This is a genomic window from Rhodanobacter sp. BL-MT-08 (assembly GCF_054161255.1).
In genome coordinates this window covers 3,663,192-3,681,365 of sequence record NZ_CP167872.1, presented here as the reverse complement: position 1 = coordinate 3,681,365, position 18,174 = coordinate 3,663,192, and the positions used below count along the sequence as shown (strand labels likewise).

The window sequence follows — 18,174 nt, the reverse complement described above, 5'->3', positions numbered from 1 at the left end:
GATTAGTTACTGAACGCGTTCGGCCATGCTGCAGGCGGTGTAGACAATCTTGCAGCTAGCTTCCCCGCAATATTTCATGGCGTTTGATTGAGCGAGTGATTCAGTAGGCGCTCCGGCGGTACCTATATTTTTAGAGCCCCAAGCCATCGCAGCGCATTGGTTGTAATAAGCAAGTTCAAGCTTGCAATGCTTTGCCCCATGAGCAGCACAATCGGCCATGCTAGCTTCCACGGCTTCTGATCGACTGGCTCGTCCTGTCGCAGTGCTCACGTTCACTGTCTCTACGCCTAAAACGATCGCTCCCCAGCGATCTGCCCAGACGGCCTGTGGTTGCTGCGGAGCAGCTTGCTGTGGCGCTTGTTGCTGCTGGTTACATGGCAATGGCGATCCTGGCGTACAAGGTGGCGGGACACATCCGCCTCCTGCGTTAACCCCGGAACACTGCGACCAAGCCAGTGGCGCATATAGGCAGCCAATCACTGCCAATGTAGCGAGTGATTTCATGATTATTAGCCTCCCAATGGCGATGAAGGTGTCTGTCTTTGCGGGATTGGCTCGTTCGGCGTGTTGGCGCTAGAGAATGATGGCGTGCGAGTTGCCGACATATTGACTGCACCTACGTCGGATTGACCTGGTTGTGCCTGATTAGGTGCCGGCAACGCCGCCGCCGGATTACCCATCATGCGCTGCTGCTGGGCCGCGGCGGCCATGGCGCCGCCGGCGCCGATATTGCCGAAGGAGGAGAACGACTGGAACTGGCCGAGCATGCCCTGGAAGAAGGCGGCGGCCATGGGCGGAGCGGAGACGATAAGCGCCGACAAAATCAACCCCAGGCCGCCCTGCTGCATGGCCATGGAGTTGATGCCTTCGGACGCGGAGGCATCGGTGATGCCGGCCGCCTGCAGCGCCTGCAGGGTGGCGTACTTGGCGGCGAAGGCGGCGGTGACGAGGTAGACCATGTTGGTCGCAATGCCAATCATCACGCTCAGCACCGCCAGTGAAAACACCGTGCCGATGCCATAGAACAGCCACTTGCTGAAAAGCTGTTTGGTCTGTGGAAACAGCAGCGCCAGAATAAACAGCGGGCCAAAGCCGATAAACAGCGCCAGCGCGACCTTGTTGAGCAGCAGCATGGAGCCGGCAATCACGCCGGGCCCCGCTACGCCGACGCCGGTAAACCATTTGTCCTGAGTCTTGGTGCTCTCGATGGTGGCGTCGCGGCCGGCGTCGAGCGTATCGATCATGATCATGGACGCCTGCATGGCGGCCAGGTTGCTGTCGATGGACTGCATCGGCGAGGAGGTGCCGGCGACAACCTGGGAGATCTCCCCGGAGATGCCGTCCGTCAGTGACCAGTACAGCGACGACGAACTGGCCGCGGCCGCCGTGGCCACGCCGATGATCAGCACGGCCTTCAGCGAGTCGCCGACGAGAGAGGTCATCAGCACGTAGTGTTCTCGTCGAACGCCCACATGAAAGAGGACAGGCGACGGGATGAGGTCCACGCCATCAAGCGTGATGAAAGCCGGTACTCGATCAATAGAGGTATTTCCGGCTGAGACGCCGGCCGAATAAAAACCTGAAAAGCGGCTCATCCCTGATGCTCCTTCATGGCCTACTAGTCGCCCATCATCAATGACTGAAAGGCACCGCCGACCCATCGCCGGCACCTTTCCACGAACCGCTCTTTATGGCCTGGGGACAGATCGACTGGTACTGGGCCAGTGACGCATAGTCGTCGGACGACCACGGCCGGCCATAGGTATTGGGCGGGTCGCATGAGGGGTTCACGGTGAACGTGCCGCTGGCAGGGTCGAGCGGCCACCAGCACCCCTTGAGCGATTCGGCGGGCACGAACTGTCCCTGGGTGCAGAACAGAAACGGATCGCCCTGACGATAGGTGAGCCCACCGATGCCGACCTGTGCGGATGCGGGCAGGGCGAGCATCAGCGCCATCATGACGATCCAGTGTTTCATGCAGGCTCTTTCCTGGTGAGTGTGGTGTTGGCGTGGCTTGGATGGCTTCAGTCGCGATATCGGTGGTGGGAATTAACAGTTAACGGATTCTTTCGGCGTAACTGCATTTGCTGTAGACGATCTGGCAGTTGGTTGTTGCCTTATTGCATTGCTCCAAAGCAGCCGCCTCTGCCCCTTGTTGACTAGGGTCGCCCACGGAAATATTAAAAGTTGCGCCCCAAGCAACAGCTGCACATTGGTTATGAAACAAAAGATCTAATTTGCAGTGGGGCGCGCCTTGTGCGGTGCATTCGCTCATCGCTGCATTAATGGCGGCGTCTTTACTGGCATATCCGGTCACAGTTCCTTTGCCGCGGCCCGTTTGACTGTCTATGACAATGGCCCCCCAACGGTCTGCCCATAGCGCTTGAGGTTGCGGAGCAATCTGCTGTTGCTCTTGTTGCGGTTGGTTACAAGGTAGTGGCGATCCTGGGGTGCATGGCGGTGGTACACATGAACCTCCGGCACTGACTCCCGAGCATTGTGACCAAGCCAGCGGTGCATATAGAGAACCCAATAGTGCACATGCGGCAAAAAGTTTCATGAATTTTGCCCTCCCGATGGTGATGCTGGCGATTGCCTTTGTGGGATCTGTTCCGCATTCGTAGAAGCATTCGGACGATTGGCCTGCGCCATCTGAGTCGTGAAGGGGTTCGGATTCGTCTGGCTGTATGCGTTACCTGGTCCTAACTGCTGGGGAGTTGGTGGCGGCGGCAACGCCGCCGCCGGATTACCCATCATGCGCTGCTGCTGGGCCGCGGCGGCCATGGCGCCGCCAGCGCCGATATTGCCGAAGGAGGAGAACGACTGGAACTGGCCGAGCACGCCCTGGAAGAAGGCGGCGGCCATCGGTGGTGTGGAGATGATCAGGGCGGACAGAATCAAGCCCAGGCCGCCCTGCTGCATGGCCATGGAGTTTATGCCTTCGGACGCGGAGGCATCGGTGATGCCGGCCGCCTGCAGCGCCTGCAGGGTGGCGTACTTGGCGGCGAAGGCGGCGGTGACGAGGTAGACCATGTTGGTTGCAATGCCAATCATCACGCTCAGCACCGCCAGCGAAAACACCGTGCCGATGCCATAGAAGAGCCACTTGCTGAAAAGCTGTTTGGTCTGTGGAAACAGCAGCGCCAGAATAAACAGCGGGCCAAAGCCGATAAACAGCGCCAGCGCGACCTTGTTGAGCAGCAGCATGGAGCCGGCAATCACGCCGGGCCCCGCTACGCCGACGCCGGTAAACCATTTGTCCTGAGTCTTGGTGCTCTCGATGGTGGCGTCGCGGCCGGCGTCGAGCGTATCGATCATGATCATGGACGCCTGCATGGCGGCCAGGTTGCTGTCGATGGACTGCATCGGCGAGGAGGTGCCGGCGACAACCTGGGAGATCTCCCCGGAGATGCCGTCCGTCAGTGACCAGTACAGCGACGACGAACTGGCCGCGGCCGCCGTGGCCACGCCGATGATCAGCACGGCCTTCAGCGAGTCGCCGACCAGGGCCATCATTGGTGTGCGCGATTGGCCGGTGATGACCCGAAAGCCCTGCACGATGATCCAGAATGTGCACATCACCAGCGCAATGCCGCCGACCCAGGTCGCGGTGCGGCCGAGCAGATCCCACTGGAACTGTTCGATCTTGTTGCTGATGTACGTGTCGATCAGCGAGAAAAAGACAAAATTTGTCGCGTCACCTACGGGGTCTGACAAACCTGCAAAGGCCGCCGATGATCCGAAATTGGAGGCCAGGTGGGCCAGGATGCTACTCATAGGTCACCGTTGCCGGTTGGCTTCGCCGCACGGACGAAGGCGAAATGTGGGCGGAGGAATCGATCAAAATCCATTGCTCTTTTCGATACCCAGCGTAGGACCGTTGACGGAAGACGTGGTGAGCGCGCCAGCCATGACGCCGCCGGCAACTGCTGTGGAGATGAGGTTGCCTATATCAATAGAGCCGGGGAGCCCCGAACCGCTGCTGCCTCCACTGCTGGGCGTCGGCCCGCCGGTTGCGGCCGCATTGGCAAGTCGGGCCTGATAGTTAAGCAGGTAGCGCAAGCGGGCCTCATAGGCGTGATTGGCCGATTCCATCTGCTGGCGGTCCAGCGTCATCAAGCTGTACAAGGCCATGAGCTTGTTGGTGTTGTCCTCCAGCAGGCCGATGCAGGTGCTGGTGTCTCCGCCGCTGCCAGTGCTGCCGCTACTGCTGCTTCCGCTGCTGCTGCAGCTGCTGCTTTTGATGTTCTGCCTCTCTTTGAGCAGCGCCTGCAGAGCCGTGTTGCGCGTGGCCGTGTTGGCATAGGCGGTTGTCATGTACATGTACTGGGCGTTCTGGGTATGCACGATTTCCTTGCAGGTGTCCTGCTGCCCCTTGGCGACGTTGGCGCACTGGTCCATACCGTCCTCCATCGTGGCGGTTGCAAAGGGGCTTTGCGAGGACGATGCGCCTGCCGGAGCGGCGGTGGTTGATGTTGGGTCGGCCAGTCGATCGCCGGGCGAAACGTAGCTGCCAATCTTGAAGTTGGAGTCGATGTTGCGGGTGTGCGTGTCGATATCCTGCACACCGTCCTTGTTCTTGTTGTAAAGCGCATCGAGCTTGTCATGGGTGCTTTTGTCCGTGACGTGCCAGCCATCGGTGTCGTCCATACTTTGCGCATGCAGGGCGAGCGGTGCGGTCAGCCACAGCGAGGCCAGCAAAAGTACGCACCGTGCGCGGCGTGCGCCGCCGCAGGGGATCGCGCGCAGGAGAGAGGTGGTTTTCATGTTTTTCTCCTTTCCTTGAGTTGTGCCGGGTGAGATGAAATGGATGACGATCTTCATGGCTGCATGGCTGTTGGCGTGGATGGCCGCGTACGTAACGGCTGCGCCGATTTGGCTTTGCCGCTGCCCTTGCGGTTTTCGTAAAAAATCTTGAGCCAGTGTTCGGGCTGCAGATCGTCCACGGGAATATCCTTGGCTGCACTGACCTGTTGCATGATGTCGTGCATGATTTCGATGTTGTCAGTGGATGCCGAGATGACCGAGAGCACATCGTCCATGCCGCGCAGGTTGAGCTGGCAGACCGAACTGGCGTGGCCCTGTTTTACCAGAAAGCAGCGTGACCGCTCGTCAAGGCTCACCACGACCTGGTATTCGGCCTCGGTCAGCTTGAGGCCATTGATATAGTCCTCCTTGCTGGCGTTGGGATTGGGCAGCAGGATCATGGTGGCGGTCTGCTCGATCAGCGATGCGGCAATATCGCTGGCCAGCGCGTCCTCCGGGCTCTGGGTGGCGAAGATGCCGAGACCGTTTTGCTTACGGATGGTTTTCTGCTTGTTCTTGGCAAACTCTTTCAGGCCGCCCTCGCCATCGAGAATTTTCCAGAACTCGTCCATCACGTAGATGAGCGGACGGCCGTCGATCAGCGCCTCCAGCCGGTGCAGCAGATAGTTGATGACCGGCACGCGCACTTCGGGGTTGTCGATGATGTCGGTGTAGTCGAAGCCGATGATGTTGGCTTTCTGCAGGTCGATGGTGTCCAGAGGATTGTCAAACACCCAGCCCAGCGAGTTGCCCGCCGTCCACCGGCGCATTCGCGCGAACAGGCCGTCGTCGCCCATGTTGGGCAGGCTCTTCTGGAAGTTGGTCATACTACGCAGGCGCATTGGCGTATCGAGCATGTTGGCCACGCCGCGGTAGATGTCTTCCTCCTCGCGCGAGCTGTAGACCGTTTTTCCGGCCAACACCTTGATGAGGTCGGCGAGAAACTGGGTGTTGGACTCGTTGTTTTCGCACTGGAACGGATTGAAGCCGGTGGGTTTGCCGTTCTCCAGCGCCAGATAGTTGCCGCCACAGGCGCGCACAAAAATTTCGGCGCCGCGGTCCTTGTCAAAAAAGAAAATGGTGGGAGAGGGCTTGAGCTTCTGTACCTGGCTGAGCAGAAAGTTGATCAGCGCGGTTTTGCCCGTGCCTGACTTGCCGATGACCATGGTGTTGGCAATGGCTTTTTCACCAAGAGAATTTTCGGCCGGATGCGTGGCGTGGAAGTTGAAGTGGTAAGCCTGCCCGTTGGTCGTCTGCAGCGTAGTGACGCAATCGCCCCAAGGATTGTTTTCTTTCTTGCCGGTAGCGAAATTATGCAGCGGCGAGAGGCCCAGGAAATTCAGCGAACTGACGTTGGCAAGCCGCGTACGGAATTTCCAGTTGCCAGGAAACTGCGAATAGTAAGCTGCTGTTACTGCCAGATCCTCTTTTACCGAAACGAAGCCGGCGTTGGAGAGTTCTGCGCGCGTCGTGGCGATCTGTTGCGATAGAAGCTCCTGATTCGGTGCGTAAATCGTCATGCTGAAATGGTATTCGCCCAGCACGAAATTACCGGAGGCGATCTGATCCATGGCCTGGTCCAGTTCGATGATCTGACTAACGGCTTTATCGCCCGAAGAAATCATCGCGCCCTTGGTTCGATCCAGCGCCTTCAGCGCATCCTGTCGTCCCATCGGGCTGAACGAATGGGTGACGACGTATTCGAAGTCGAGATATTTCAGGCCATTGAGGATGCCCGGGTAAGTGCCATCCGTGAATTCCTTGATATTGAGAATGGCGCCGAAGTGGTTCAAGCCATCCGGCGTAGTGACGACGAAATCTCCGGTTTTTGCGGAAAAGCGCTGTTTGCTGATCGGCAGGTAGTTGTAGATCGGCGCCTTCAGCACCGGTACCGGCTCCTCGATGCGATTGAGGAGATAACCGAAAAACTCGAGTGTCTCGGAGAAGACCACGCGATTGCTCGCTTCGTACATGCCCAGGCGATAGGGTGCATAGTCCTTCAGCACTGCTTCGACGTTGCCGGCCAGTTCAAGCAGCGTATTGATGGCTTGAGTCTGTTCGGTTTCGAGTCGCGTGACGTCCGCCGATTTTTCGACAAAGCGTTTCCCGTTGACGACGGGACGATAAATCATCGTCAGATACAGCTCGTTCTGCATCAGCTTTTGCGCCGATAGCGTTCCGAAGTAGGCGTCGGAAAGGTCTTGGTTGAACGCATGGGCGAACTTGCTGCGATCGGTGACGCGGCGTCGGCGACGTACGTCGTGCACCCAGAAAGCCACGTTCACGAAATCGGGCGCGCGCAGCGTCTGCAGCATGCGGTTGAAGGCGTTGTGGCGGTATTCGAGATCCCACTCCTCACGCCCCACGAACGGCAGGCCTTCCAGGCGCCAGACCAACAGGAAGTCCCCACCCGTCGTCTTGATCACCGTGGGCGAGACGTGAGTGGACAGCGGAATGAACTCGCTGATGGAAGCGTCTGGGCTAAACATGATTCGAGTACCGAGTGGATAAAACAGGGTGTCCTTGGAAAGGCTGCCAAACACACCGTTGAATAAAACGTCCTATTTTCGCGTCTGTTTTTCACGGTAGATGTTTGGCGTGAACATCCACATGCCGTCGTTTTGTTGAAGGTTCCGCACGCGTGTCCGAAACTGAATACGGAGGCCGAGCAGACGAAAGATCATTTCGTCCCGTCTCGCCATCTGACGCATGACGAAGATGACCGGCGGTATCAGCAACAGAAAAAGCAGATTGAAATACATAGACATCAGCAAGCAACTGCCCGCCCCCATGAAAAACGGGATGTAGGGGACACCCAGGAACATGGCCGGGCGGGTGCAGCCGCGAAAAAGCGGGTTTTTATGCATAGTGGTGCAGGAAGTGCATTACAACGGCGTAGTGATCCATTATGTGAGTCATGATTGCGCCGCCGCTTGGGGTACAGGTGGTGATGCCACCGACCTTCGAGCTGTTGGCAAGAAACAGCTTGGCAATTTGGCTGGCTGCGCCAATGAGGATGCCGCCGATCATTACCGGGGCGACTTCGGAAATGCGTTTGTGCGCAAAGGCGATCTGATAGCCGGAAAAAATAACGGCAATGGTGACAACGACAATGGACACGGCGTTGAGCACCCCGGTGATATTCGAGAGGAAGCCGCAGGCGGTATCACCCAGTCCACCATCGGCCTGGAACGCGAATGCCATACCCGGCATGGTTAGTGAAGCGATAACGGCGATGCCAAAAAACAGTCCGAGAAGGCGCGTTGTTTTGATGGAGTGAATGGGATGCTGGGGCGATGTCATGTCAAGTTTCCTTCTATCAGTGGGTTTCAAGTTCAAAATCGGTTGCGTATGTGCGACCGAGGTTTACCGCAGATCGTCCCGAGGCAGGTCGGGACGGTGGATTGGCCGTGAGGCCGTAAGACCAATGGATCGGTTTCGCCGGGGCTCGGAGCCAGTGACGTTAAAATTTCAAAATACGAATGCACTGTCGCTACTCACTTCGCGAAGATCGGCTTGGTCAGATGCAGCTACTGCCGGTGCAGATGGCAAGGTCGCCATCTGTGGCGCCGGAACGCCCGCATTGGTTGCGGCGGCCTGTGGGGTATCACCGATTTTTCGTACTTGAGGCTCGAATACATCGTTGCTTGCGGATGCCAACGCCTCAGTGGGGGAGGGGGACTGACCGGTCGTTGCTGGTGCTACAGGTGCCTGTGTGACAGCGGAGGGCGTAGACGTTTGTGGGTCAGGTATGAATTTTGGCAACAATGCATTGGCGATAGAGCGCGTGGCAACCGTAGCCGCGGTATCCAGCATGCTGCTACGGATGGCCAGACGATAGCTCGCACTATCAGTAGCGACGATCGGGGTCACGCCATTGGCGGAGACGCGCAACGCTGATGGGGATGGACCATTGGCCGCCAAGAGCGGAATGGCGGCGGCACCATCGGGGGCATTGGCCGTCGTACTGCCGTTGATCGAATCGTAGATCTTCTGCACATAGCCGTCGCGATAGCCCGTGACAAAGTTACCCGAGTAGTAGCAGCTGAAGGATTTTCCCCAGTCGTTACCCGAACTGGCATAGCATTCGGAAAGAATGCGTGCCCCCACCGTCAAGTTGGGGCAAATATCGAACGCCTGCTCATACGATGTCAGCCCGTATTTGCTGAGGTTGGCGCGGTTGACCTGTGCAAGGCCTAGCGAATAGTTGTAGCCCTTGGAATCCAGCATGTGCACAGTGGCGATTGCCTCGCCCAAGTTCTGCGGCTGCCTGACCAGCTGACCACCCACCACGCCAATGGCGAACGGGTTGTAACCCGACTCGACATTGACCACGTGCTGCATCACCTCAGCCGGGACCGCCATGTGCTGGCACGCTGCTATTTCCATTCCGGTTATCACTGCGCGATCTCCTGGTCGTTACCGATTGTCGGACGCAAAGCGCCGTTCGGGATTGAAGTCGATACCGGTGATATAGCGACTGCCGGCGTGTGCCTTGATGTGCACGATGATGTCGATGGTCATCATCAGAAGATGTTTGATGGTGGAAAACTCCAGGCCTGCACCTTCGGATGAGGCTTTCACCATCAGCGCCAGCTGATCCCAGGTTTGTTCGCTGCTGCCCGCGTGGCAGCTGGTGATCGAGCCAGGGTGCCCGGACGCGCAGTTTCGGATGAAGTAGAACGATTCGTCACCGCGCAGCTCGGCAAGGATGATGCGATCGGGCTTCATGCGAAGACAGGCTTCCATGCAGCTCTTCGCCGTGATGTTGGCAGCGCTTTGGCCGCCCTTGGAATAGAGCAGATGCACCACGTTTGGCTGATCGATGAACAGCTCGCGCGCGTCTTCAATGGTGACCAGTCGTTCGTTAGCCGGTATGTGATGCACAAGCGACTTCATGAAGGTGGTCTTGCCGCTTCCGGTAGCGCCGGATACGACGATGTTCTTTTTATTGAGCACCGCTTTTTTGAAAAAATCAGCGTACTGACGCATGGCGCGCAGCTCAAGCAGCTCGCGGTCATGCGGGTTCACGCCTTCGGCGACTTCCAGAATCTGGTCGAAAAATCCGTCCTCCTGATACTGGGTCAGCGTTTTCGTATGTTTGGATGGCAGGCGGATGGTGATCGATATGTGCCCGGCTTCGCAGGCTGGTGGAATGACGAACTGCGCGCGCTGGCCGGTAGGGAAGGTAAGCGACACAACAGGATCGGTGTCGGTGAGGCGCTGACCTGTGTTGCTCTCGTTGACGACGGCCGTACAAAACTGACGCGCGCGTTCAAAGGTCAGCGTAGGCACGGCGACACGTTGCCAACCGCTCTTGTTTTCCAGGTACAGCTCGCCCGGACGATTGATGCAGATTTCCGTGACGTCTGTCGACGTCATCAACTCGCGGATGCCCAGCACTTCGTACTGGTAATCCAGGAATTCATTGGAAACCTCTGCAATGACTGAGCCGTCGTCCATATCCGTCTTGATTCGTCTAATTACTCTTGAAAAAACCTAGAGCCGCGCAACCACACCGCTGAAATCTACGTCTTTGGCGACGTAAATGTTGACGACGGTGCCCTGATTGATGGTCAGCGTTGGTCTGCGATTGGCCGATGCTTGAACCGCCTGGTTGGAGAGATCCTGCAGCGTTTGCGCCGTATTGCTCTGGTATGGCGACTGCGTCGCGACACCGCCGTCGCTGATGGTGGTGCTGGTAGGGCCATGCTTTTCTCCCTCGTATTTGAAGGCGTCACTGAGCATGCTGATCAGCAGGGCGGAGCCTATGCGGCTACCCCAGTGCGAATCGAGATAACCGGGGTGGCCGGAGCCGCCAAGGTTGTCCACTCCGGGGCTGGCCATATTCACGTCGATGCCGTTGGGCGTGACTACGCGATCCCAGATAACAGCCTCACGATCGCCTGTCGGGCCGGAATCATATTTGCCTAGGACTTTGGAACCTTTCGGCAGCAGCAATCGGCGACCGGTGAACGAGTAAACGGGTTCGGTCACTACGCACGAAGTGAAGCCCGGAATGTCGCTGATAATCCGCGTCTCGAGAACGCAGCGAATATATGTTCCGCGGAGCATCAGGGTGTCGGCATTCAGCAATGGCTGCGCGCTTGTAGCGACGTCAGGCTGCTCGCCTCCCAAGCCGCCGGGACGCGCCGCGCCCGGTTGACCGGGGAAGCCGGGTACGCCCGCGCCCTGTTGACCTGATGCCTGCTGACCATAACCGCCGCCGGCGGAGTCGTTTGCTCCGATTCGACGCTCAAGCAGTGTCGGGCCTCGTGGAGCTTGCATTTGCGCTTTGGCTTCTGTCTCGGCTGCCGTCGGCGGCGGAGGTGGCAGCGGCGGGGCCAACGGTATCGGCTGCGGCGGCAGGCTCGGCAGTGGGCGCGGTGTTTGCTTCGGTGCTTCGGGTACGGTAATGGTTTCTTCCCGTTGTTTTGCCGGTGCCTCGTTCTTACCGGAGGCGCCTTTCAACATCCAAAATGCGACGATAATCAACAGAACGACGATCGCGCCAAGAAAAACCAGGGCGCGTCGGTTCATTCGACGAAGATCGTTTGATCTTAGCTCCGGTGCGCCAGCATCCAGGTCGGGTGCTTCTGATTGCCGGTATTGCGTGGAGTACGGATTGCCGGCCAGCGGATCGGCACGGCCGGGACGCGATTCGTTAGGTGGAACGCTGCCGTAGTCCGAGCCATCGCCGGGTTGATTGGGAGTATTCGAGCTCACTTTTTCGTATTCCTTCTCAGGCCGACAATGTTTTTGTCGTGGCGAATGACCAGAAACGGATAGGTGCCGTGAACCACGATCGTGTTTCCTTCGATCGTGGTGTTCACCACCGCATCTTCACCGTGCTCGCGCTCGCGCATGTAAACGGTAGGAAAGTTTCCGGTGGGGAACTGTTTCAGATCGCTCATCTTGATGTAGGTGAATCGTCCGTCGTCATACACGTTGACGGGGACCAGCCACGGCGCGGTGCTGCTTTTTTTGGCGTAGTCGTAGTCGAAGTTGTAGCTGCGGTCTTTCACCAACGACGTGTCGAGCTCGGGCACATCGGCAGCCTTCGTGACTTCGGCTGCGAATGTGGTGTCGCCGGGGTAGGTGAAGACAATTTTGTATTGAACGCCGGCGCGTTTGGCTTGCTCCAGCGTCTTCCAGTCTGTGGCGACGACCTTCAGTTCGAAGATGTACGAATGCGTCGCCGTGCGGATCATCATGTTCGTATCGACGTCGACGTTTTTGGGTTTCAGGTAAAACAGGTTGTCCCGACGCGTTATGTCCCAGCCGTTGCTGAAGCCGGTGCTGTAGTCGAGAATCTTCTCGTTCTTGCTCAGCTCTATTTGGGTAGTGATACCCAATCCGGTTCGCACCGGATAAATGCGTTCAGTCTGGTATTCGTATTGCTGTACGACCTGGGCGTGACTGGACAGCGTCACGCCAGCCGCGATCAGAAACACGGCACCAGCCAGACCCAGTTTGCTTGGTCGGTTCATCGGTGGCTAACTCCGTTGGAGACGTTGTTCGTCGCAGGCGCTGCGGCCGGAGCAGCGGCGCTAGGGGCCTCATGCTCAGGTATAGGCGGCTGCGAAATGACGCTGGATGGGGGGATTGCCGACGTTGACGTCGGTGCTGGCGAGGTTGCAGCGCCAGGTTGTGCGAGAGGGGCCACCAACGGCGCGCCTAGCACGGCTTCTGGCGGCGCGACGGATGCATCGGCATCCACGCGATAGTCGGTGACCTGGAAGCCGAGCGGATTTTCGATTCGATACTGCTCATCCATTTTCAGATTGGCTTTGTAGACAAAGGTAAGCGTGGCGATTTCGCTATCCATTGGGCGCGATATGCCGGATTGCTTGTCATACAGGCTGCGCTGAAAGCGCACCGTTGCGCCTTTGGGCCTCTCATCAAGCCCTCCACTAGTCAGAACAATGCTGAGAATCTTTACTCGTATCGCCTTGTCTCTTCCCAGAGTTTTGAAAGGATTGTCTGGGTTATTGGAAGCATACAAATTCTGGTAGGCACCACCGACTCCCGGCGAAGCCATGGTCAACACGGTGGGCCAGTCGTGCAGATTCATCATTGGAATGTCGTACGACTCACGTGCCAACACAAAATGGGCGACGTTGCTGCGGTTGATCGCTTCGCTGGGCGTAATCTGGCTGTCGGTAAGACTCTGGGTCAGCCGCGCCACCGTGCTGGTGCCGGTGTAGGCATCCGCCATGACGATGTAGGGGACCTTTTCCTTTAACGGCAGCATGTAGAAATAGCCGCCCAAAAGGATCAGCGCCACGACGACGGCGGAAAACGCAACCCACCACGCACGTCGTTCGCTGCGCTTGGCCAGGTCGGCAATGGTCAGCTCGAAACTGACCGATCGTTTGACCGTGTCGTCAATTTTTCGAGTGGCGGTTTTCTTGTCGGCCATTAGCGAGTATCCAGACGGTCGGCGGCAGAGTGAGGGTTTGTTTTCATGGCTTGCTGCCCGTGGCAGCTGCCGGATTTATCGGGCTTGACCCGGCCTTAGTTTCCGAGGCGTCCCGCCTGGAGACATTGGCGACGGTGACCAGGATCTGCTTGTCATTGACGGTGACGAGAATGCCCTCGGCACCGTAAATCGAGCTGAGCTCGGCGGCGGCGGATCGAACATCGCGTGTGCGGATCTGGGCGACAGGCTTGTAGAGCGTGTAGTCGGACATGAGCTGGTAAGAGAGCGTCATGCCGGTATCTTTCGACCAACGCGTCAGCATGGTTTTCAGCGTGCCGTCCATCGGCGAGGCGTAGAAGGTGTAGGCCTGCGCCAGCGGAATTTCGGTGGTCTGGTCCTGAAAGCGGTTCACCGGTTTCCAGGACCCGCCGAAGTCCTTTGCCGCGGGCGTTCCACAGCCGGCGAGTGCAAAAGTCAGAGCCAGCGGGATGCCAATCATGGCGATGGTTGAAAAGACCTTATTCACATCGCGCTCGCAAATAGTGTTGAAAGGAAATGAGTAGGGCGGGCAGTCAGCTATGGGGGCATTGCAAAACCATGGCGCACAGCGATGTGCGCCACTGCGCTTGGTCGCGGCGGTGAAGCATAAGTAAGTGGTCGCCGTGCCAATACGGCCCGCGTCAGCGAAGGGTGACGGGAATAAGCTGAAACAGTTGTAGGGTTATTCCCTACGACTCGGCACCGTTGCCGCGGAGGACTTGGCCTCCGCCCTGCAAAACTTTCTGACTCCATTCCACTGCCCCCCGGCAGGCATCTAGCCGCCGCAAAACAACGCCACAAAAACTATTGTGTTTGGAAATCAACAGCTTGGAACTGTCGACCTCCGAGTTAACAGGGAAGTACCCTGAACAATGCTTAAATTGATTCTGCCGCAAGGAATTACATAAAGCTAGCGTTATATATCCGTTATATCGATCAGGTCTCAAATGCGCCGCGCAGCCAGGCGTATCGAGCCTCGTCCACAGGCCCATCGAAGGTTATGACATCGAAGCGGCAACTGGCATCGGACTTTTTCGGATGCGCCGCCAGCCACAGCTCTGCGGCTTTGATCAGCTTCAGCCTTTTGCTGGCCGTGACGGACTCCGCGGCCGTGCCGTGCGATGCGTGTTTTCGATAGCGCACTTCCACGAAGACGACGATTTCGCCGTCGCACATGACCAGATCGAGCTCGCCAAAACGCGTGTTGTAACTGCGATCGAGCAGTTTCAGGCCGGCGCGTTCCAGCTCGGCGCAGGCGCGCAGCTCGAAAACATCCCCAAGGGCGCGCATCAGTGGCCGGCAGGTTGGCTCGTCGTGGCCGGCGCTGCGCTACTGGCAGCGCCGGCGGGGGCGGCGCTGTCGGCCGGGAAATTCACCGGATCTCCGGCGGGTGGCGCCGCCGATGGCACGTCATCCATCTGCAGGCTTCCTCCGATCGGTCGAGCCAGACCGTCCTGGAATTTGGCCCAGATCAGCACGCGGCGAACGCGGCCGAATTGGTCCGCGGTAAGCTGGCCGCTGGCGCCCGGCAGGTAGCTGCCGGGGTGCGCGCGCAGCCAGTCGAGATACGGCACCAGATTCCACGCATCCATGCCGAAGGCGAACAGGCGCGCGGCGCTGCCCTGTGCCGCGGGCAGCTGTGTCGCGATGCCGTCGTGATCGGGCAGGCCCGGCTGTGCATTGAAAAGCCAGGGCGCGTCCGAAAATTCCACGCCCTCCAGGTCGCGATTGGTTGCGGCGTCGTCGCTACCTTCGTAGATATGCGAGGTGGCGAATACCGGCAGGTGCACGTTGGCAACGGCCAGCTGCGGAATCAGCAGGCGTGCCTGATTCGGGCGCATGCTGATGAAAATGGCCGCATCGCTGGGCGCGTTGTCGAAGCTGATGCCGGCCAGCGCACTGGTGAATGTGGTCAATGTCGTCATGTTGACGATCTGGCCACCGCGCGCCGTGAATTCGGCCTTGAACGCACCGGCCGCGCGCTGGGCGAAGTCGTCGCCGGACACCAGCACGTAGGCATGCTTCAGGCCGCGCTCGACGATATGGTCGGCCGCCTGTGCCCCCTCGGTCTCGGGGAGCAGTCCGAATTCGCTGGTGTCATTGCCGGGCAACTGCTTGTCGTCGGGATGGTTCAGCGCGAGTAGCGGCACCGGCAGGCTTTTCTGGCTGAACACGGCGGCGACTTCGCCGCGCGTGAGTGGCCCGACGACCAGTTGCGCGCCGTCTGTGACCGCTTGCTGATAGCCCTTCACCGCGCCGTCGGCGGTGCCGTGGCTGTTGTAGACGCGCACGCTGGGGCGCGGGGCGTGATTGTGGCCGGCGTCGATGTAGGCAGCGAAAAACCCTTCGCGCACCGATTCGCTCGCGGCGGCAAAGTTGCCGTCGCCGGGCAGGAGCAGGGCAATTTGCTGCGGGACCTTGTAGCCCTCGCGTACGTTCGCATCGGCGCCCGGCAACAAGGTGCCCACCGGCTGCTGCAGCGATGGCTGCGGTCGAGCCACGGCCACGCCGAGCTGTGCGAGCGCTTCGTTGACCCAGGTCAGCATGCGGTCGCTCGGTTTCATGGCGGCGGCGCGCTGTTTCAAAGGCTCCACGCCCACTTTGCCGAGCAGATCGAGGATCTGCTTGCGGTTCTGCGAGTGATCGATGCCGGTGAGCTGATCATCCATCTGCACGCGTGTACGCGCCGCGCCCCAGTAATCACCGCTGTCGGTCATCGCACGTGCGCGCAACTCCAGCAGGCGCAGCTGAAATTCCGGCGGCACCGCCACGTTGACCTGGGCGGTGAGCTGAAGGGCGGTCGCGGCGTCATGCTGGCTCAGGGCGAGCTCGGCGCGCAGAAGATCGAGGCGCAGCGGCTCGTTGCCCGAAAGTCGGTCGCGCTTGATCAACGCCAGCGTCGGCGCCGCCTGCTGAATCTGACCTTCCTGTCGCCATGCCTCGGCGGCAAGCAGGCGATAGTGATCGGCGTTGCCGGATGATTGCCCGGCCAGCGTGAGATAGGCCTGTGCCGCCTGATCGAACTGACCCTGGTTGGCCAGCGCCGCGGCGCTCTGTTCGGCGACGACATCGGTCGAGGAAGGCTGCACGTTGCCCGGCACGCAGCCGTTCAGGGCCAGTGAAACAAGCAGTCCGATCGCAGCGGCGCGCGTGGGGCGCATGAGGCGCATGAGAAATCCCTTGATCGTCATGGTCGGCAATGCGCGATCATAGCCGATCAACTTGCCGGCTCGCGGCGTAGGAGTTCTCCGATGTCATCAGTTCAGCCAGGCAGCCTTTGGGTGGTGGCGACGCCTATCGGCCATCGTGACGACTTTTCCGCGCGGGCCATCGAGACGCTTCGCGCCGTGGCGGTGATTGCGGCGGAGGATACGCGGCATAGCCGTCCGCTGCTGGTACATCACGGCATCGATACGCCGCTGATCGCGCTGCACGAGCACAACGAGCGCGATGCGGTCGATGCCATCGTGCGCCGGCTGCTGGGCGGTGATTCGGTGGCGCTGATTTCCGACGCCGGCACGCCGCTGATCAGCGACCCCGGTTTTCGCCTGGTTCGCGCGGCGCGTGCGGCGGGTGTGCGCTGCATTCCCGTGCCCGGCGCCTGCGCGGCGATTGCGGCCCTTTCGGTGGCTGGTCTGCCCAGCGATCGTTTTGTATTTGAGGGTTTTCTGCCGGCCAAGGCGGCCGCACGGCGCGCGCGCCTGCAGGAGCTGGCCGGTGATGCGCGCACGGTCATCTTTTATGAGTCCTCTCATCGTGTGGCCGAAAGTCTGGCCGACATGCGCGATATTTTCGGCGGCGAGCGCGAGGCGGTGCTGGCGCGCGAGCTGACAAAGATGTTCGAGACGGTCATCGGCGAACCGCTGAAGGATCTGGCGGCGAAGGTGGTTGCCGATCCCGATCAGCAGCGCGGCGAGCACGTGATTCTGGTGGCTGGCCGCGGTGAGGAAGCCGATGCCAAACTGGCCGAAGGTCAGCGCGTGTTTGCCATTTTGCGCGATGAGCTGCCGCCGGCGAAGGCGGCCAAGCTGGCGGCGGTGATCAGCGGGGCTCCGCGCAAGCTGCTTTATCAGGCGGGGAGTGCGGAATAGGCAAGGTGCAACCTAAGCCTGCGCGTAGGTTGGTGGTGAGCGCCAGCGAACCCCAACAAGTACTTGTTTCGCCGAAAATGTTGGGGTTCGCTGACGCTCACCGCCAACCTACGTTTCGTGTTCGCATGTCGCGCGCCGCTCTTCGAGCCGGCTTCCCCTATACTCCGCCACGGAGTCGGCCGGACAGTCGCGTCGCGCGCAAGCGTATCGAGGAAAGTCCGGGCTCCGCAGGGCAGAGTGCCAGGTAACGCCTGGGCAGCGTGAGCTGACGGCCAGTGCAACAGAGAGCAGACCGCCGAACGGCATCTCCGGATGCGCGTGGTAAGGGTGAAAGGGTGCGGTAAGAGCGCACCGCGTACGGGGCTAACGTCGTACGGCACGGTAAACCCCACTCGGAGCAAGACCAAATAGGGGAACGATAACGCGGCCCGCGTTGTTCCCGGGTAGGTTGCTGGAGCCAGACGGTGACGTCTGGCCGAGAGGAATGACTGTCGCGTCGCAAGACGTACAGAACCCGGCTTACAGGCCGACTCCACCTCTTCGCAGGTTTTCCCACCGGCATGGCCCCAGGCCCTGTCGGTGGGAAAGTGCGGGTGGACACCCTCACGTCCTTTCGATTCAGGTGTTTGCGCTCTTCCGCGTGGATTTACTCCCCTCGCGGGGCGGAAAGCACCGACTGACAGCGCCTGTATTTTCGAAAAAACCTCTGTATTCAAGCACCTTGCAGAGGTTTGTAAGAAAGCGCTGGAATTACGAACACAAACTCGCCTTTCTCCTTGATTCACAAGCGAAATTTCCTTGACAGTCTCATGTCGC

General features: G+C 59.3%; 18 protein-coding genes and 1 other RNA gene. 2 read left to right on the top strand and 17 right to left on the bottom strand.

Annotated features, from left to right (window positions below; all coding sequences use genetic code 11):
- Positions 1 to 6 precede the first annotated feature (6 nt).
- From ACDK93_RS16410 to ACDK93_RS16330, 17 genes are all read right to left on the bottom strand, one after another.
- Positions 7 to 504 (bottom strand): DUF4189 domain-containing protein, encoded by a 498-nt coding sequence (locus ACDK93_RS16410; protein WP_458070039.1) that lies wholly within the window; start codon positions 502 to 504, stop codon positions 7 to 9.
- Between the two features lie 5 nt (positions 505 to 509).
- Positions 510 to 1,595, bottom strand: coding sequence for a type IV secretion system protein (locus tag ACDK93_RS16405; RefSeq protein ID WP_458070038.1), 1,086 nt, complete (start codon positions 1,593 to 1,595; stop codon positions 510 to 512).
- A gap of 37 nt (positions 1,596 to 1,632) precedes the next feature.
- A complete protein-coding gene (locus ACDK93_RS16400; protein WP_458070037.1) occupies positions 1,633 to 1,977 on the bottom strand; it encodes a hypothetical protein in 345 nt (114 codons plus the stop codon).
- Positions 1,978 to 2,056: 79 nt separating this feature from the next.
- On the bottom strand, positions 2,057 to 2,560 hold the full coding sequence (locus ACDK93_RS16395) for a DUF4189 domain-containing protein (protein WP_458070035.1): 504 nt from the start codon (positions 2,558 to 2,560) through the stop codon (positions 2,057 to 2,059).
- On the bottom strand, positions 2,557 to 3,777 hold the full coding sequence (locus ACDK93_RS16390; RefSeq protein WP_458070034.1) for a type IV secretion system protein: 1,221 nt from the start codon (positions 3,775 to 3,777) through the stop codon (positions 2,557 to 2,559). Before ACDK93_RS16390 ends, ACDK93_RS16395 begins: the two co-directional genes overlap by 4 nt.
- Positions 3,778 to 3,840: 63 nt before the next feature.
- The gene (locus ACDK93_RS16385) at positions 3,841 to 4,824 is read right to left on the bottom strand and encodes a hypothetical protein (RefSeq protein WP_458070033.1); all 984 of its coding nucleotides are present in this window, start codon (positions 4,822 to 4,824) and stop codon (positions 3,841 to 3,843) included.
- Positions 4,821 to 7,295, bottom strand: coding sequence for a VirB4 family type IV secretion/conjugal transfer ATPase (locus ACDK93_RS16380; protein WP_458070032.1), 2,475 nt, complete (start codon positions 7,293 to 7,295; stop codon positions 4,821 to 4,823). The genes ACDK93_RS16385 and ACDK93_RS16380 overlap by 4 nt, the downstream gene beginning before the upstream one ends.
- 72 nt (positions 7,296 to 7,367) lie before the next feature.
- Complete coding sequence (locus ACDK93_RS16375; protein WP_179477829.1) at positions 7,368 to 7,673, bottom strand: VirB3 family type IV secretion system protein; 306 nt, start codon at positions 7,671 to 7,673, stop codon at positions 7,368 to 7,370.
- On the bottom strand, positions 7,666 to 8,109 hold the full coding sequence (locus tag ACDK93_RS16370) for a TrbC/VirB2 family protein (protein ID WP_458070031.1): 444 nt from the start codon (positions 8,107 to 8,109) through the stop codon (positions 7,666 to 7,668). The genes ACDK93_RS16375 and ACDK93_RS16370 overlap by 8 nt, the downstream gene beginning before the upstream one ends.
- 168 nt (positions 8,110 to 8,277) lie before the next feature.
- The gene (locus ACDK93_RS16365) at positions 8,278 to 9,195 is read right to left on the bottom strand and encodes a transglycosylase SLT domain-containing protein (protein ID WP_458070029.1); all 918 of its coding nucleotides are present in this window, start codon (positions 9,193 to 9,195) and stop codon (positions 8,278 to 8,280) included.
- Positions 9,196 to 9,225: 30 nt separating this feature from the next.
- A complete protein-coding gene (gene virB11 / locus ACDK93_RS16360; RefSeq protein ID WP_458070028.1) occupies positions 9,226 to 10,269 on the bottom strand; it encodes a P-type DNA transfer ATPase VirB11 in 1,044 nt (347 codons plus the stop codon).
- Positions 10,270 to 10,305: 36 nt separating this feature from the next.
- Positions 10,306 to 11,532, bottom strand: coding sequence for a TrbI/VirB10 family protein (locus ACDK93_RS16355; RefSeq protein ID WP_458070027.1), 1,227 nt, complete (start codon positions 11,530 to 11,532; stop codon positions 10,306 to 10,308).
- A complete protein-coding gene (locus tag ACDK93_RS16350) occupies positions 11,529 to 12,296 on the bottom strand; it encodes a TrbG/VirB9 family P-type conjugative transfer protein (protein ID WP_458070026.1) in 768 nt (255 codons plus the stop codon). The genes ACDK93_RS16355 and ACDK93_RS16350 overlap by 4 nt, the downstream gene beginning before the upstream one ends.
- Positions 12,293 to 13,228: a virB8 family protein gene (locus ACDK93_RS16345; RefSeq protein WP_458070025.1), complete on the bottom strand. Its 936-nt coding sequence runs from the start codon at positions 13,226 to 13,228 to the stop codon at positions 12,293 to 12,295. The genes ACDK93_RS16350 and ACDK93_RS16345 overlap by 4 nt, the downstream gene beginning before the upstream one ends.
- 43 nt (positions 13,229 to 13,271) lie before the next feature.
- On the bottom strand, positions 13,272 to 13,754 hold the full coding sequence (locus ACDK93_RS16340; RefSeq protein WP_458070023.1) for a hypothetical protein: 483 nt from the start codon (positions 13,752 to 13,754) through the stop codon (positions 13,272 to 13,274).
- Positions 13,755 to 14,203: 449 nt separating this feature from the next.
- On the bottom strand, positions 14,204 to 14,557 hold the full coding sequence (locus tag ACDK93_RS16335; protein WP_458070021.1) for a YraN family protein: 354 nt from the start codon (positions 14,555 to 14,557) through the stop codon (positions 14,204 to 14,206).
- Positions 14,557 to 16,437, bottom strand: a complete 1,881-nt coding sequence (locus tag ACDK93_RS16330; protein WP_458070019.1) for a penicillin-binding protein activator — start codon at positions 16,435 to 16,437, stop codon at positions 14,557 to 14,559. The genes ACDK93_RS16335 and ACDK93_RS16330 overlap by 1 nt, the downstream gene beginning before the upstream one ends.
- Before the next feature lie 81 nt (positions 16,438 to 16,518).
- Between ACDK93_RS16330 and rsmI the strand changes: the two genes are divergently transcribed.
- On the top strand, positions 16,519 to 17,358 hold the full coding sequence (rsmI, locus tag ACDK93_RS16325; protein WP_458070018.1) for a 16S rRNA (cytidine(1402)-2'-O)-methyltransferase: 840 nt from the start codon (positions 16,519 to 16,521) through the stop codon (positions 17,356 to 17,358).
- Positions 17,359 to 17,529: 171 nt separating this feature from the next.
- Positions 17,530 to 17,896: RNase P RNA component class A (gene rnpB, locus ACDK93_RS16320), an RNA gene on the top strand.
- The last annotated feature ends 278 nt before the right edge of the window (positions 17,897 to 18,174 follow it).

Bases quoted from the DNA above. Each gene is read 5' to 3' on its own strand.
- ACDK93_RS16350 (WP_458070026.1), bottom strand. From the start codon at position 12,296: ATGAACCGACCAAGCAAACTGGGTCTGGCTGGTGCCGTGTTTCTGATC.
- ACDK93_RS16370 (WP_458070031.1), bottom strand. From the start codon at position 8,109: ATGACATCGCCCCAGCATCCCATTCACTCCATCAAAACAACGCGCCTT.
- ACDK93_RS16345 (WP_458070025.1), bottom strand. From the start codon at position 13,228: ATGGCCGACAAGAAAACCGCCACTCGAAAAATTGACGACACGGTCAAA.
- ACDK93_RS16400 (WP_458070037.1), bottom strand. From the start codon at position 1,977: ATGAAACACTGGATCGTCATGATGGCGCTGATGCTCGCCCTGCCCGCA.
- ACDK93_RS16405 (WP_458070038.1), bottom strand. From the start codon at position 1,595: ATGAGCCGCTTTTCAGGTTTTTATTCGGCCGGCGTCTCAGCCGGAAAT.
- ACDK93_RS16380 (WP_458070032.1), bottom strand. From the start codon at position 7,295: ATGTTTAGCCCAGACGCTTCCATCAGCGAGTTCATTCCGCTGTCCACT.
- ACDK93_RS16395 (WP_458070035.1), bottom strand. From the start codon at position 2,560: ATGAAACTTTTTGCCGCATGTGCACTATTGGGTTCTCTATATGCACCG.
- ACDK93_RS16385 (WP_458070033.1), bottom strand. From the start codon at position 4,824: ATGAAGATCGTCATCCATTTCATCTCACCCGGCACAACTCAAGGAAAG.
- ACDK93_RS16410 (WP_458070039.1), bottom strand. From the start codon at position 504: ATGAAATCACTCGCTACATTGGCAGTGATTGGCTGCCTATATGCGCCA.
- rsmI (WP_458070018.1), top strand. From the start codon at position 16,519: ATGTCATCAGTTCAGCCAGGCAGCCTTTGGGTGGTGGCGACGCCTATC.
- ACDK93_RS16390 (WP_458070034.1), bottom strand. From the start codon at position 3,777: ATGAGTAGCATCCTGGCCCACCTGGCCTCCAATTTCGGATCATCGGCG.
- ACDK93_RS16375 (WP_179477829.1), bottom strand. From the start codon at position 7,673: ATGCATAAAAACCCGCTTTTTCGCGGCTGCACCCGCCCGGCCATGTTC.
- ACDK93_RS16365 (WP_458070029.1), bottom strand. From the start codon at position 9,195: ATGGAAATAGCAGCGTGCCAGCACATGGCGGTCCCGGCTGAGGTGATG.
- ACDK93_RS16335 (WP_458070021.1), bottom strand. From the start codon at position 14,557: ATGCGCGCCCTTGGGGATGTTTTCGAGCTGCGCGCCTGCGCCGAGCTG.
- ACDK93_RS16330 (WP_458070019.1), bottom strand. From the start codon at position 16,437: ATGCGCCTCATGCGCCCCACGCGCGCCGCTGCGATCGGACTGCTTGTT.
- virB11 (WP_458070028.1), bottom strand. From the start codon at position 10,269: ATGGACGACGGCTCAGTCATTGCAGAGGTTTCCAATGAATTCCTGGAT.